10 protein-coding genes and 3 pseudogenes are annotated in these 13,467 nt (G+C 63.4%); 8 read left to right on the top strand and 5 right to left on the bottom strand.

All coding sequences use genetic code 11. From position 1 onward, the window contains the following. Positions 1–154 precede the first annotated feature (154 nt). Positions 155–727, top strand: a complete 573-nt coding sequence (locus tag N6H05_RS24145) for a hypothetical protein (RefSeq protein WP_284111397.1) — start codon at positions 155–157, stop codon at positions 725–727. A gap of 60 nt (positions 728–787) precedes the next feature. On the opposite strand, the pseudogene N6H05_RS24150 reads toward N6H05_RS24145, so the two are convergent. Beyond that, positions 788–873: pseudogene (locus N6H05_RS24150) on the bottom strand. 189 nt (positions 874–1,062) lie between these two features. Here N6H05_RS24150 and N6H05_RS24155 point away from each other — a divergent pair. Beyond that, a pseudogene (locus N6H05_RS24155) lies at positions 1,063–1,844 on the top strand (IS5 family transposase). Positions 1,845–1,885: 41 nt separating this feature from the next. On the opposite strand, the gene N6H05_RS24160 reads toward N6H05_RS24155, so the two are convergent. Further along, complete coding sequence (locus N6H05_RS24160; RefSeq protein ID WP_284112032.1) at positions 1,886–2,587, bottom strand: glutamine amidotransferase; 702 nt, start codon at positions 2,585–2,587, stop codon at positions 1,886–1,888. Positions 2,588–2,702: 115 nt separating this feature from the next. Here N6H05_RS24160 and N6H05_RS24165 point away from each other — a divergent pair, with 115 nt between their 5' ends. Continuing rightward, positions 2,703–5,030: a GH92 family glycosyl hydrolase gene (locus N6H05_RS24165; RefSeq protein ID WP_284112033.1), complete on the top strand. Its 2,328-nt coding sequence runs from the start codon at positions 2,703–2,705 to the stop codon at positions 5,028–5,030. Beyond that, on the top strand, positions 5,027–5,377 hold the full coding sequence (locus N6H05_RS24170) for a low molecular weight protein tyrosine phosphatase family protein (RefSeq protein WP_284112034.1): 351 nt from the start codon (positions 5,027–5,029) through the stop codon (positions 5,375–5,377). Before N6H05_RS24165 ends, N6H05_RS24170 begins: the two co-directional genes overlap by 4 nt. Positions 5,378–5,914: 537 nt before the next feature. Here the strand turns inward: N6H05_RS24170 and N6H05_RS28335 are convergent. Next, positions 5,915–6,705, bottom strand: a pseudogene (locus tag N6H05_RS28335) (IS5 family transposase). 372 nt (positions 6,706–7,077) lie between these two features. On the opposite strand from N6H05_RS28335, the gene N6H05_RS24185 reads away from it, so the two are divergent. Then, positions 7,078–8,592 carry a M20/M25/M40 family metallo-hydrolase gene (locus tag N6H05_RS24185; protein ID WP_284114306.1) on the top strand — a complete coding sequence of 505 codons (1,515 nt, stop codon included), beginning with the start codon at positions 7,078–7,080 and terminating at the stop codon, positions 8,590–8,592. On the opposite strand, the gene N6H05_RS24190 is transcribed toward N6H05_RS24185, so the two are convergent. Further along, positions 8,589–10,223 (bottom strand): molybdopterin oxidoreductase family protein, encoded by a 1,635-nt coding sequence (locus tag N6H05_RS24190; protein ID WP_284112035.1) that lies wholly within the window; start codon positions 10,221–10,223, stop codon positions 8,589–8,591. The genes N6H05_RS24185 and N6H05_RS24190 overlap by 4 nt on opposite strands. A 143-nt stretch (positions 10,224–10,366) precedes the next feature. On the opposite strand from N6H05_RS24190, the gene modA reads away from it, so the two are divergent. Continuing rightward, positions 10,367–11,152, top strand: coding sequence for a molybdate ABC transporter substrate-binding protein (modA, locus tag N6H05_RS24195; RefSeq protein WP_284112036.1), 786 nt, complete (start codon positions 10,367–10,369; stop codon positions 11,150–11,152). Between the two features lie 19 nt (positions 11,153–11,171). On the opposite strand, the gene N6H05_RS24200 is transcribed toward modA, so the two are convergent. Next, on the bottom strand, positions 11,172–11,918 hold the full coding sequence (locus tag N6H05_RS24200) for an HAD-IIB family hydrolase (protein ID WP_284112037.1): 747 nt from the start codon (positions 11,916–11,918) through the stop codon (positions 11,172–11,174). A gap of 189 nt (positions 11,919–12,107) precedes the next feature. On the opposite strand from N6H05_RS24200, the gene modB reads away from it, so the two are divergent. Both modB and N6H05_RS24210 read left to right on the top strand, forming a co-directional pair. Continuing rightward, a complete protein-coding gene (modB, locus tag N6H05_RS24205; RefSeq protein ID WP_284112038.1) occupies positions 12,108–12,812 on the top strand; it encodes a molybdate ABC transporter permease subunit in 705 nt (234 codons plus the stop codon). Then, the gene (locus N6H05_RS24210; protein WP_284112039.1) at positions 12,802–13,425 is read left to right on the top strand and encodes an ATP-binding cassette domain-containing protein; all 624 of its coding nucleotides are present in this window, start codon (positions 12,802–12,804) and stop codon (positions 13,423–13,425) included. Before modB ends, N6H05_RS24210 begins: the two co-directional genes overlap by 11 nt. Positions 13,426–13,467 lie beyond the last annotated feature (42 nt).

Here is a 13,467-nt window from a genome sequence, read left to right on the forward strand (position 1 = left end):
TCCTCAATCCGCCAGTGACTCTTGGTTCCACAACACTGAGCAATGCTGGCGACGTCATAATACCCGCTGAATTGCCTATTCACCTGTCCGAAATCGTGTGTTTTTCGGTGGGTTAGAAGCTATCGGTCATATGTGCATCGGAGAACGTCGCAGTATGATTGATATGCCACCAGCATTGCCTCCTTCAGAAGAACAGGTCATTGAGCAGCGATTGATTGAGTGCGGCCTTAATGCGAAGGGCTTATCGGTAAAATATGAGGTTCATCTTCAAAGCATAGAAATTGTAATTCGACCAAATGCTGGTGCAACTGTGGATCGTTTCAAATGCATCAAAGATGCTTCTGGATACGAGATCGTAACATTTGAAGATCGAAATATGCATGTTGCTTACAATGAATATGCTTCCGAACTAGCTCGTTCGCAGGCTTTAGATGGCTTCAAGGCATCTCTCGAAGAAAAGGGCCTATTGGAAGCTTTTCCAGAACGTCGGAAATTCCAAAATTTGCGCGAATACGCGAAGGCCCTCGAAACACATGGGGGCTTAAAGCCCGGCACCGCGTTGCGAGTTTCTGGTGACGTCATTGTCTTCGATCCGCCTCACAACGATAATAACCCGGCGGATTTTATGGAACGCTATTCTAACCTGTTAGCGATAGTCGGCTACGCCTCCGCCCTTGAACGCTTGGACTTCGGATTTATCGGTAACGCGGCTGTTTCGGAGAAGTGAAAACCGTCCGCTTCGGAGTGCGACGAAAGGCAGGTTAGATGACCGACATTGGTCGATTGATGCCAGCGGCAGGGGATCGAACCCGCACCTTCACCTAACGGCGAGGATCGCTGTAGCGATACGTCTACCAATTCCGTCACGCTGGCGGTTCCATCTAACGGTAAAAGGGTTCTTGCCGCAATGTCCGGTTTCAAGATGCGCGATTGAACTCACCAAGGGCAAGAAATGGTCGCTCGCAGACTGTCCAAATTGTCCACACCGCCTAGGCGGCGTTGACAAAAGGGATTCCCAATCGGTGCGTGTTCTGATTCAAGGCTGCTCTTTGGGGAGCGGTCATGGATCGAGGGGATTTGTCGGACGCGGAGTGGGAGTTGATCGGGCCGCTACTCCCGTCCGAGCGTGGGAGGCATGCCCGACCGGCCGGCGATAACCGGCGCTTTCTCAATGGCATGCTGCATGTGCTGCGGGTCGGTTGCCCGTGGCGCGACATGCACGAGCGCTATGGCAAGTGGAACTCGGTCTATGTCCGGTTCCGGCGCTGGGCGGAGCAAGGCGTCTGGGACGCCATGCTGCAAACGTTGGTCGATCTGGGCCTCACCGACGACTGGCAGCACATGATCGACAGCACCACGGTTCGCGGCCACGTCTCGGCAGCGGGCGGAAAAGGGGGGCTTGTGCGCAGGCTTTTGGTCGATCACGCGGCGGCTTTACGAGCAAGATCCACGCCCGCTGTGACAATCAGGGCCTCCCTGTCGGCTTCATCCTTACCGGCGGCGAGGCATCGGACTATACGGCGGCCGACGATCTGATGAACCTGCCGCTGCCCAAGCCCAGGGCGCTGCTCGCCGACAAAGGCTATGATGGCGACAGGTTCCGGGAGAACCTGCTCATGCGAGGCATCCTGCCCGTCATCCCGCCGCGCTCCAACCGCAAGGTGCCGGCCCATCCCGACTACCGGCGCTACAAGGATCGCAATCGTGTCGAGCGCATGTTCGCCAAACTCAAGCAGCAGCGCCGCATCGCCACCCGCTACGACAAGACCGTCCTGTCGTTCGAGAGCTTCATCAACCTCGCTGCCGCGCGACTATGGCTGAAAGCTTTTGTCAACACCGCCTAGCCAGATAGCCCACACGCTCGCAGCGAGCGAAGATCAGTATCTTAAGCCCTGATCCCCGCCAGCCATTCGCCGATCATCGTCCGACCCGCCGCCACCGCGCCCGGCCCATGATCGTCATGATCCTTACGCAGCGCGATGCCGCACTGGCCCGCCACGTCCAGATCGGCCCAGAAATGCGTCAGCCAATCCTCGAAGCGCGGATCCTCGCCCATTTCGGCGTGGAATTGCAACGCCAGCAGGTTGGCCCCGCGGCGGAAAGCCTGATGCGCATAGCGATCGGTCGACCCCAGCAGTTCGACCTGGTCGGGCAGGTCGAACGTGTCGCTATGCCAGTGCAGCACCGGCACCCCGTCGATATGGCGCAGCGGCGACCCTGCCCCCGCTGCGTTGACGCTGACCGGGGCAAAGCCCAGTTCCATATGCCCACCCGGATAGACCCGCGCACCCAGCGCCGCCGCGATCATCTGGCTGCCCAGGCACACGCCCAGCGTCGGCCGGTCCGCCGCCAGCCGCGCGGAAAGCTTGCCGATCTGCACCGGTATCCAGGGATGCACATCCTGCTCATAGACGCCCATCGGCCCGCCCATCATGATCAGCAGGTCCGGCTCGGTCAGGTCGATATCGGCGAAATCGGGGCTGGCCACATCGATCCGCTCGATCTGATAGCCGGCCGCCTCGATCGGCTGGAGATAACCTGCCGCACCCTCGCGCGGCACATGTCGGACGATCAACGCTCTTTTCATTACCCCCAATAGCTAGCCAGCCAAACCCGCCGACGCCAGCCCAGCCTTTCTTGGGGACAGAAAATTGCCGCTATCGGCTTGGCCCGGCCGCCCGGCCATGATTTAACCCAGCCCCATGATCCTGACCCGCATCGCTCGCCCTGTCCTGCTGGCCGCCCTGCTCGGCGGCACCGCCCTTTCCGCCCAGACCAGCGAAACGCCTTCCGCGCCGGTCGATGCGGTCGATCCCTTCATCGGCACATCGGGCGAAGGCCACACCTTCCCCGGCGCCGTAGCCCCCTTCGGCATGGTCCAGCTCTCGCCCGACACCCATGTCGGCCCGGCGCGCCAGACCTATAACTGGGCCGCCGGCTATCGCCACGAAGACCCGGTGATCCTCGGCTTCTCCCACACCCATTTCTCGGGCGCGGGCCATAGCGACCTGGGCGATTTTCTGGTGATGCCGGTCAGCGGCGACACCGTCCCGCTGGAGGCCGGCGACGACAAGACCCCCGGCTTCCGCTCGCACAAGGCCGATGAGGTCGCCTCGGCCGGCTATTATGCCGTCACCCTGACCGATCCGGGCGTACGTGCGGAAATGACCGCCGGCACCCGTGTCGGCGTCCACCGCTACGCCTTCCCCACCGGCAAGGCGGCGCATCTGGTGCTCGACCTGCGCTCGATCATCTATGATTATCCCGACAAGATCCTCTGGTCCTCGATCCGCATCCGCCCCGACGGCACGATTACCGGATCACGCGAGGTGCGCGGCTGGGCCACGCCGCGGCGCATCTTCTTCGCCATCCGCTTTTCCGCGCCGCTGACCGGCCACCAGCTTGTCAGCACCGAAAAGGATATAATCTACAAGGGCTTCAAAGGGCCAGGTCGCGGCCCCGAGACGCTGGATTCCCTCTCCGGCCGCGCGCTGGTGGCCCTGTTCGACTTCGGCACGCTGGCGAAACCGCTGGAGGCAAAGGTCGCGCTGTCGGGCGTGGACGAGGATGGCGCCATCGCCAACCTCGCCAGCGAACCGGGCGATTTCGACGCGATCCGCGCGAAAACCCGCACCGCCTGGAACGATGCGCTGGGCGCGGTGCAGATCGACGCGCCGAAGCCGATGCGCACCAATGTCTACACCGCCCTCTATCACAGCCTGATGGCGCCCAGCGTCTGGGGCGATGCCGATGGCCGCTGGCGCGGGCCGGACGATCAGGTCCATGCCGGCACCGGCTTCACCATGCATTCCACCTTCTCGCTGTGGGATACGTTCCGCGCCGAACATCCGCTGCTGACGCTGATCCAGCCCGAAGCGAAAAATGCCGATTTCGTGAACTCGCTGGTCGCGGGGCAAAAGACCAGCCCGTTCGGCATCCTCCCCGTCTGGCAGTTTGGCGGCAAGGAAACCTGGACGATGATCGGCTATCACGCCGTCCCGGTCATCGCCGACGCCTGCCTGAAAGGGATCAGGGGCATCGACTGCGCCGCCGCGCTCAAGGCGATGGTCGCCAGCGCCGACTATGCCCCCTATGGCGGCCTTGGCGACTATATGAAGCTTGGCTATGTCCCCATCGACCGCGAGCCGGAAGCGGCGTCCAAGACGGTCGAATATGCCTATGACGACTGGACCATCGCCCGCCTCGCCCACCAGTTGAGCGACACCGCCACGGCAGAGCGCTTCGAGAAGCGCGCCCAATACTGGCGCAACAGCTTCGATCCCAAGACCGGCTTCCTGCGCGCACGCAAGGCCGACGGATCTTTCCGCACCCCCTTCGATCCGACCGCGATCAACTATGGCAGCGACTATACGGAGGGCAATGCCTGGCAATATAGCTGGTTCATGCCGCATGATCAGGGTGGCCTGTTCCGCCTGCTGGGCGGTGACGCGAAGACCGTCGCCAAGCTCGACGCCATGTTCGATTATGACAATAGCAAGATCGACTATAGCCATGCCGAGGATATTTCCGGCCTGATCGGCCAATATATCCATGGCAACGAACCCAGCCACCATGTCGCCTATCTCTACAGCTATGCGGGCCAGCCCTGGCGGACCCAGGAGCGCCTGAAGCAGATCGTCGACAGCCAGTATAAGCCCACGCCCGAGGGCCTGGCCGGCAATGACGATCTGGGCCAGATGTCCGCCTGGCTCGTCTTCACCGCCTTGGGCTTCTATCCCGTCGCGCCCGGCAGCAACGAATATGTGATCGGCCGCCCCTTCGTGGAGCGCGCGGACATGACCTTGCCCAGCGGCCAGCGCTTCACCGTGATTGCCGACGGCCTGTCCGACGCCAATCCCTATGTCGGCCGGGTGACGCTGAACGGCAAGGCGCTCGATCGCGGCTACATCACCGACGCGGAAATCCGCGCCGGCGGCGAACTGCGCTTCACCATGCAGGCGACACCCAACAAGACATGGGCGATCGGCGTGAAGGCCCGCCCCTTCTCCATGACCGGCTATGGCAAGTGAGGGAACGGGGCCGGCATTATCTCTTCGTCTGTAGCCAGAACAAGCTGCGCAGCCCGACCGCCGAACACATTTTTGCTGACCATCCGGGCATCGAAACCCTGTCTGCGGGCACCAACCATGATGCAGGAACGCCGCTGGACGATGAGATGCTGCGCTGGGCCGACACCATCTTCGTGATGGAAAGGACCCACCGCAGCAAGATCCAGCAACGCTTCCGCGCCGCGCTGGGCGGCACAAGGATCGTCTGCCTCGACATACCGGACGATTACGAATTCATGGATGCAAACCTGATCGCCCTGTTCCACACCCGCATGCCCCGCTTCCTGCCACGCGCTCCGACCACTTGATCAAAGTCGCGAAGAAGGAAAACATCCGACTGCGGGATGCAGCAACCTGGAGCGAACCTGATCATTCTCCACCGGTACGGCGGAGTTGGGTGGGTAGGCGACGGTCTGCTTTTGGTCTAGCCCCATCACGAAGCGGACCGGATCACGGAAACAAGGAAATACTTGTGAACAAAATATCCATGCCTCTGCTGTTGATATGGACCTTAATTTCCGTTGTATTATTTTTGCTCGGCATTAGCTTTTCCGGTGGATTTACAAATATCTTTACAGGCCCACCGGCCAATTCAGACCTCATTTCTATAGCATTTTGTTTGATTGCGTCGACACTTATACTTACTCCATTTCCATTGCTAATGTTCCGGCTCATCCAATATTTGATGCGTTAAATTCTGAGCGATTTGCTTGCGGCCTTGAATGGCCTTCCCCTCTTGGGGATGCTCATAGCCGCGACAAAAGTCGAACTATGGTCGCAAGCCGTCAAAGCCCCACATCGCCATTGCAAGCGTAGCGAAGCAATAACGGCAATCGGTCGCCTCCCTAGGTTTCGTGGACAAAGGGTATCCATTGCAGGGCTGAGACGAGATTGACGAAGCCGAGGTAGGACTCTTTGGTTTTGTCGTATCGAGTTGCGATACGCCGCCAGTTCTTGAGTTTGTTGAAGAGGCGTTCGACAAGATTGCGCCAACGGTATTTTTCGCGATCGTGTGGGATTGGATCGCGCCGATTGCTTTTGGCGGGAATGACAGCCTCAACGTCAGCATTGGCCAATTCCTCGCGGATGGCATCTGCATCGTAGCCCTTGTCCGCCAACAATGCCTCGATCTTATGAGCAATCAAACGGAACAGCGGGCCAAAGCCTTGGATATCGTGGCTCTGGCCCGGCGTCAGGACAAAGCCGAGCGGTCGGCCTTTGGCATCGCAGCGGGCGTGGAGCTTTGTGCTGAATCCGCCTCGCGATCGGCCAAGCGCCTCGGTTTCCTGAGTCCCTTTTTTATGCCGACGGCACAATGATGTGCTCGGACCACGGTGCTGTCGATCATGTCCGCAGTGGCATCACGAGCCACCATTTCGCCCAGTGTCTCGAGCATCGCCTCGAACACCCCGGTCGTAACCCAGCGCCGGTAGCGGCGGAAAACGCTGTTCCACTTGCCATATTCATCCGGCAAGTGGCGCCATTGCGAACCTGTGCGGGCGATCCACATCATGCCTTCGAAATACAGCCGGTTGTCCTGTGCTGGACGACAGCCACGACCACGCTCAGATGGCAGTAATGTGCCGATGATCCCCCACTCGTCCTCCGTCAGCCCAATACGCTCGCCCAACGCCACCTCCAAAAGGCAGCCTTGAATCAACGCCCGATCCTGCTGTCAACCTTTGTCCACGAAACCTAGCCCACCCATCCGCTTCACCGCAGGCCCCTTTCCCACCCGCGCCTTTTCTGTTCCATGCTTTTCCATGGATACCAGCGCCGCTCTCGCCGCCACGACACTGTCGCTTCGCTGTCAATTCGCTGTCGCTTCATTGTCGCGTCGCAGGCGCCTCATCCCGACCAGCCCCACGGGAATCCGCCCCAAAATGCCCCGGCGCATGCCGCACGACACTGTGAACTTCGACCTGTCGCGTCGCACTGACGCATCAGCCCCCTTTCCTTCCCGCCGCCGATCCGCAACCATGGCCGCTTCACAGGGGAGACAATCATGATGGACCAGGCGGATCGACGGACCATGCTGAAGGGCGCGGCGATGGGGGCGGCGCTGCTGGCGCCGGGCGCGGGGCTGGCTGCCGCCGGCGGCGACCGGGCGAAGCTCGATCAGGCGATCGCCGCCAATCATGACGCCGCCGTCGCGCGGCTGCGCGACTGGATCGCCCTGCCCTCGATCGCGGCCGAGGATCGCGACATGGAAAAGGGCTGCGCCCATATGATGATGCTGGCCAAGGACGCCGGCTTCCAGAAGGTGGAGCGGGTGCCGACCGACGGCGCGCCCGGCGTCTTCGCCACCATGGACAATGGCGCCAAACGCACACTCGGCCTCTATTTCATGTATGACGTCAAGCAATATGACCCGGCCGAATGGAGTTCGCCTCCGCTCGAAGGGCGGATCGTCGACAAGCCGGGGCTCGGCAAGGTGATGGTCGGTCGCGGCGCCACCAACCAGAAGGGGCCGGAAAGCGCGATGCTGGCCGCCCTCCACGCCTTCCGCACCGCCGGCATCAAGCCGCCGGTCAATCTGGTGCTGGTGGCGGAGGGCGAGGAGGAGATCGGATCGCCCCATTTCGCTCAGATCGTCCGCCGCCCCGATGTGCTGGCCGCGCTCAAGCCGTGCAGCGGCGTCATCATCCCCGCCTCCTGGCAAAGCCCGGTCGATGGCGGCGTTTCGATCAACCTGGGCGCCAAGGGCGTGGTCGAACTGGAACTGGTCGCCTCGGGCGAGGCCTGGGGCCGGGGTCCGGCCAAGGACATCCATTCCAGCTACAAGGCGATCGTCGACAGCCCCGCCTGGCGCCTGGTCGAGGCGCTGGGCACGCTCGTCACGCCTGATGGCAACACGCCGGCGATCGACGGCTGGTTCGACAAGGTGCGGCCGCTTACGCCCCGTGAAAAGGCCCTGATCGCCGAGAGCGCGGCCAAGCGTTCCTCCGCCGACGAGTTGAAGCAGCTCGGCGTCAAGCAATGGGTCGGCGAGACCGGCTGGCAAGAGACGCTGGAGCGGCTGGCGGCGATGCCGACCGTGAATATCGAGGGGCTGGTGTCGGGCTATACCGGTCCGGGCGGCAAGACCATTCTGCCTGGCCGCGCCGTCGCCAAGCTCGACCTGCGGCTGGTGCCGAACCAGACGATGGAGGATTGCGTCGCCAAGCTGAAGGCGCATCTCGAAAAGCGCGGCTATGGCGACATCGCGGTCAATGTCTCGGGCGGCTATGACCCGACCGAGACGGCGGAGGACAGCCCGCTCATCAAGGCGGAACGCGCCACCTATGAACGCGCCGGGGTTAAGACCAGCGTCTATCCCCGCCTCGCCGGGTCGTGGCCCGGCTATGTCTTCACTTCCGCCCCGGTATCCCTGCCCGCCGGCCAGTTTGGCCTGGGCCATGGATCGGGCGCCCATGCGCCGGACGAATATCTGCTGATCGACAGCAGCAATCCCAAGGTGATGGGCTATGACGGCGCCACCGCCGGCTTCGTCGATTTTCTCTACCAGATGGCCGTGGTTTAGAGCGGCGGCAGGCGGGCCTTGCCGTCCGGCGTCGGGAACCGCCCCTCGTCGAACGGCAGCTCGCCCCAGCGCCAGGGGGTCAGTTCCTCATAGGCGGGGTTGGAAATCGGCGCATGGCGGCGCAGGTTGAGCAGCCGTGCGCCCTCATTGCCATAGGCGGTCAGCCGCACATGCTCGCGATAGATTTCCGCCGCCCATTCATAATGAAAGGCCGCCTGCCAGCCCATGGCGCGTGCGACCTGGGTGACGATCCACCAGTCGGGCTTCGCTTCGCCGGGTAGCGGGAACAGCCGGCGCTGGCGGCTGATCAGCCGGTCCGCCCCGGTCAGCGTGCCGTCCTTCTCGACCCAGCTTGCCGATGGTAGCAGGATGCCGCGCCCGTCCCGCTCGGGATCGGCCCAGGGGGTGGAGCGGATCGCCAGCGGCACCGCGTCCAGCGCTGCGCGGAGCCAGGCCGGATCAATGCCGTCGCCGCTTATGCTCCACAGCGCGCGGATGCGCCGGTCCCGCACCGCGCCGGCCAAGTCCGCGCCGTCCAGCCCCGGCCCGGTCGCCATCGCCTCGGCCGACCAGAAGCGGGCTATTTCGGCCATCGCCTCTGCCGTGAAGCCGCGATGCGCCGCGAGGCCGCTCGCATTGCAGCCGACCTCGCGCCCGCCCATGCCATTGGCCGCGGCCGTCATGGCAAAGGGCGCCGCCCCCGGCCTGCCGATCCGCCCCGTCGCCAAATGGAAATCGATCACCGCCCGCGCCAGCGCTTCATCCGCGCCGCCAAACAGCGTCACGATCCGCGGCACGGCCGCGATCCGGTCATAGAGCGCACGCAACTCCACCGGCGACAGGCCGCACCCCCGCGCCACCGACCACAAATCATGGCGGGTCCGCAGTTGCGCCCAGAAATCCGCCGGCACGCTGACACTGCGCGCCAGATAGTCGCCATCGGTCGCGCCGACATCATGGCAATGGCGCAGCAGCCCGGCGATCCAGGACGCCATGCCCTCGCGCGGCACGTCGATGCGCAGGTCGGCCTCGATGCTCGCCCCCTCGCCCGGCGCCGCCAGCAACAGCAGTTCGACGCCCTGCTCGGCCCGCGCCGCCGCGATCCGCGCGTTCAGCACCGGATGGTCCTGCGCTAGGTCCGCGCCGATCATCAGGATCAGTTCGGCCCGCTCGATATCCTCATAGGCGGCGGGCATCACATCCTCGCCATAGGCCGCGCGCTGCGCCAGCGCCGCGCCGTCATTCGCCGCCCAGCCCGCATCGACATGGGCCGAACCGATGAAGCCCTTCATCAGCTTGTTGGCGACATAATAATCCTCGGTCAGCAGGCCGCCGCCGACATGCAGCGCCACGCTGTCCGGGCCATGCTGGGCGATCACCGCCGACAAGCGCCGGGCGACCTGTGCGATCGCCTTCTCCCAGCGTTGCGGCCGACCGTCGATCATCGGCTGGAGCAATCGCCCTTCCAGCCCGGCCTCTTCCGCGATTTCCAGCCCGCGCCCGCACAGCCGCCCGGCATTGGCCGGATGCATCCGGTCGCCTTCGACCATCAGGTCGCGATCCTCGCCGGTGATGGCGCGCAGGCCACAGCCGACGCCGCACCGGCCGCAAAGCGTGCGTATCACTGCCATGTCAAAGGGCTGCGCGGGTCCGGCCGGAACGGACGAAGGGAAGAAGGATCGGCATCACCGACGCCTGCTTAGCGTATCGGGCGCGGCGACAAAAGCATGTGCCGACAATTGCATGGCCGCTGCGCCGGGCGCACAAGGCACCCATGCGCTTCCTTCATCCGATTCCGCTTCTGCTGCGCGCGCTCGCGCTCCTGTCCCTTTTGCTGTCACCATCCTGGGCCGCTGCTCAGGACAAGCGCGGACCACTGGTCCTTGCCGCCGCCAGCCTGCAGGAATCGATGAATGCCGCCGCAGATGCCTGGGCGCGGCAGGGCCATGCCCGCCCGGTCCTGTCCTTCGCCGCCTCCTCGGCGCTGGCCCGGCAGATCAAGGCCGGTGCCCCCGCCGACCTGTTCGCCTCCGCCGACGAGGATTGGATGGACGACATCCAGAAGGCCGGCTTCGTCGCGCGCGGCAGCCGCGCCGACATGGCCGGCAACCGGCTGGTGCTGGTCGCCCCGGCCGGCAAGCCAGTGCGGCTGCGCATCGGCCGCAACATGCCGCTGGCCGCAGCGCTGAACGGCGGCCGCCTCGCCATGGCCGATCCCGACGCCGTGCCGGCGGGCAAATATGGCAAGGCGGCGCTCACCGCGCTCAATGTCTGGCCCTCGGTCGCGGACAAGGTCGCGCGCGGCGACAGCGTGCGCGCCGCCCTCGCCCTGGTCGAGCGCGGCGCCACCCCGTTCGGCATCGTCTACGCAACTGACGCCCGCGCCTCGAAATCGGTGCAGACGGTCGGGACCTTCCCGACCGGCAGCCATCCGCCGATCCGCTATCCGGTAGCGCGGCTGACCGCCAGTCGCCACCGCGACGCGGAAGGCTTCCGCCGCTTCCTGCTATCGGCGCAGGGCCGGGCGATCCTTGGCCGTTACGGCTTCAGCGCACCCTGATCCCTGTCCATATCGCTGTCTATTTCTGGCAGGCGACGATCGCGTCGATCACCGAGAGCGTTTCCTGCGGATCGCGCACGCGCACCGTGTCGAGCCCCAGTTCCTTGGCGGGATAGTCGTTGCCGCCCGGAAAAATGGCGTCGCCGATGAACATCATCGCGTCGAGCGCGATGCCGCTCGCGTCGCGCAGTTTCTTGAGGCCGTAGGCCTTGTCCACGCCTTCGCGCGTGATGTCGATCGACGTCGCACCGCCCATGTTGATCGACAGGCCCGGCAGGCGCTGGCGCAGGTCGGCCTGGATGATCTTGCGCTTGGCGAAGTCGGGATCCCAGCCTTCCTTGGCGTGGATCGGCGCCTGCTGGCCAAGCGCGGAGAAGGTGATCTGGCTGCCGCGATCCTCGATCCGCTCGCCCCAGGTCTGCTCGGGCACGAAGCCGGTCGCTTCCAGCGCCGCGTCGAACGCGGTCAGGATCGCCGCCTTCTGCGCCTCGTCAAACAGTTCGGCATAGACCGGGGTCCAGGCGCCCTGCTGATAGGTGTAAAGCTTGGTACCGGTCGTGGGCATCAGCCACAGCCGCGACAGGTCCGCGTCGGCCGGCAGGCGGCTCGCCACCTGCTTGTCGAACTGCGGCCAGTCGCCGCCAGAAATCACGGCGACGTGGGCCACCTTGAGCAGCCGGGTCAGGGCCTCGCCCATCGCCTCTCCTAGCGGCTGCTTGCTCTCTGCAAGCGTTCCATCAAGATCGAATGCAACAAGATCTTTCATTCAAACCCCTGAAAAAGAAAATGGCGGAAGGCTGGATTAGCTGTAAAAGGTCGCCGTGCTGCTATCGCCTGCAAGACGAAACGACAATCCTTTCACGCATAGTGTGCGGAAAAGAACGAATGGCGCGCCGATATTGCAGAGCCATGACGTCAACAATATCGGCCATCGGCGCCTTCAAGCGGCACTGCCATGCTGACTGCGGTGAGTGCTGGAGAATGGAGCGTCATCCTGCTCTCCATGAAGATCAGTCTGGCGGCGATGGGAGCGATGCTGCCAGTCGCTTTCGCATTGGCATGGCTGCTCGCCCGCGCGCGCTTCCCTGGAAAGCTGCTGCTCGACGCCCTGGTCCATCTGCCGCTGGTCATTCCGCCTGTCGTAACAGGATGGCTTTTGCTGATCCTGTTTGGGTCGCAAGGGCCGATCGGATATTATCTGGAAAGCTGGTTCGGCATTACCCTGCTGTTTCGCTGGACCGGCGCCGCGCTGGCGGCTGCGATCATGGCGATGCCTCTGATGGTACGGGCCATGCGCCTATCGATCGAGGCGATTGATCGCCGCTTGGAAACGGCGGCGCAATCATTAGGGGCCAGTCGAAGCCGCATATTTTTCAGCATCTCCCTGCCCCTGTCGCTCCCCGGCGTGCTGGCCGGCCTGGTACTGGGCTTTGCCCGGTCGATTGGCGAATTCGGCGCCACGATCACGTTCGTGTCGGACATACCGGGAGAAACCCGCACGCTGCCGATCGCCATATATTCGGCGCTCCAAGTGCCAGGTGCCGAAATGATGGTCGGCAGGTTGGCCCTGATATCCGTGATGCTCTCGCTAGTCGCGCTTATGCTTTCGGAACTTCTGGCCCGGCGCATCGCGCAAGGAGGGCGGCAGCATGTCCTTTGATATCGACATTCGCCGCACCATTGGCGCCAGAACCATCGGCCTGACCCATCGCAGCAGCAATCCGTTGATTGCCCTGGTCGGCCGCTCCGGAATCGGCAAGTCCAGCATTCTCGACATGATTGCCGGCGTGGCGCGGCCCGACAGCGGCGCAATCCAGATTGCCGGCCGGACTCTGTTCGACAGCGAGGCCGGCATCGACCTGCCGGTCGCGCAACGTCGTGTCGGCTACGTCTTTCAGGACCGCCGGCTCTTTCCGCATATGCGGGTACGCGCCAACCTGCTTTACGGCTATCGGCCGGAAGGCTCGGTCACATTGGCGGAGATCGTATCGGCCCTCGGTATTGCCCATCTGCTGGATCGCTGGCCCGCGCGCCTTTCAGGGGGAGAGGCGCAACGGGTCGCGATCGGCCGCGCGTTGCTGGCCAATCCCGATTTCCTGCTTCTGGACGAACCCCTGTCCTCCCTCGACCAGCAGCGGAAGGCAGATATTCTCGACATATTGGATAATATCCGTCGCCACAGCGCCATCCCCATCATGATGGTTACACATGAACTGGCGGAGGCAATCTATCTCTCTGCCGAAATCGTGACGATGGAAGAGGATGGGATATAATCATCAACGCCTACCCACGCGCCACAATCTGCCTCTAACATT

This window comes from Sphingobium sp. WTD-1 (assembly GCF_030128825.1).
In the GTDB taxonomy this organism is placed as follows: Bacteria; Pseudomonadota; Alphaproteobacteria; order Sphingomonadales; family Sphingomonadaceae; genus Sphingobium.

Coding starts and splice junctions, on each gene's coding strand:
- N6H05_RS24165 (WP_284112033.1), top strand. CDS start 2,703: ATGATCCTGACCCGCATCGCTCGCCCTGTCCTGCTGGCCGCCCTGCTC.
- N6H05_RS24145 (WP_284111397.1), top strand. CDS start 155: ATGATTGATATGCCACCAGCATTGCCTCCTTCAGAAGAACAGGTCATT.
- N6H05_RS24160 (WP_284112032.1), bottom strand. CDS start 2,587: ATGAAAAGAGCGTTGATCGTCCGACATGTGCCGCGCGAGGGTGCGGCA.
- N6H05_RS24185 (WP_284114306.1), top strand. CDS start 7,078: ATGGACCAGGCGGATCGACGGACCATGCTGAAGGGCGCGGCGATGGGG.
- N6H05_RS24210 (WP_284112039.1), top strand. CDS start 12,802: ATGTCCTTTGATATCGACATTCGCCGCACCATTGGCGCCAGAACCATC.
- modB (WP_284112038.1), top strand. CDS start 12,108: ATGCTGACTGCGGTGAGTGCTGGAGAATGGAGCGTCATCCTGCTCTCC.
- modA (WP_284112036.1), top strand. CDS start 10,367: ATGCGCTTCCTTCATCCGATTCCGCTTCTGCTGCGCGCGCTCGCGCTC.
- N6H05_RS24200 (WP_284112037.1), bottom strand. CDS start 11,918: ATGAAAGATCTTGTTGCATTCGATCTTGATGGAACGCTTGCAGAGAGC.
- N6H05_RS24190 (WP_284112035.1), bottom strand. CDS start 10,223: ATGGCAGTGATACGCACGCTTTGCGGCCGGTGCGGCGTCGGCTGTGGC.